Annotated in this window: 2 pseudogenes; one reads left to right on the top strand and one right to left on the bottom strand. The window is 73.3% G+C overall.

The features are described from left to right. Positions 1-276 (top strand): annotated as a pseudogene (locus FV222_RS30455) (methylase); the annotation flags it as partial. A gap of 23 nt (positions 277-299) precedes the next feature. Here FV222_RS30455 and FV222_RS28910 read toward each other — a convergent pair. Then, positions 300-480 (bottom strand): annotated as a pseudogene (locus tag FV222_RS28910) (3-deoxy-8-phosphooctulonate synthase); the annotation flags it as partial.

Genomic DNA, 480 nt, shown 5'->3' with positions numbered 1-480 from the left:
GCGGCGCAGGCCGCCATCGCCGACGCGATCTCGGCCGGGCGGTTCCGCTGCCTTTCCGACACGACGTTCGTGCGCCCCGAGACTTTTGCCGACCGCGACGCCTTCCTCGAACGCGTCGCCGCGGTCGACCCGGCGCGGCGGATCGCGATCCGCGACAACGCGGAAGCGATCGCCACCGCCTTCGCGGCTGCGACCGAGCGCGATGCGGACGGGCGTTACGGGCTATCGCAGCCGCTGCGGGCGCACGTCCTCGTCGCAATGCGCGAGCCGGCTTGAGGTTTGCAGTTTGCGCCCGGGCCCTACGCCCGCGCCTTGGCCAGCCGATCGAAGGCCAGCAGCTCGGACAGGAGCGCCGGCATGTCCCGCAGCGCCACCATGTTCGGGCCGTCGGACGGGGCGCGGTCGGGATCGGGATGGGTCTCGATGAAGACGCCGGCGACGCCGACCGCGACGGCGGCCCTGGCCAGCACGGCGACGAAG

This window comes from Methylobacterium sp. WL103, assembly GCF_008039885.1.
In the GTDB taxonomy this organism is placed as follows: Bacteria; Pseudomonadota; Alphaproteobacteria; order Rhizobiales; family Beijerinckiaceae; genus Methylobacterium; species Methylobacterium cerastii.
This window is presented reverse-complemented; position numbering and strand designations above follow the sequence as displayed.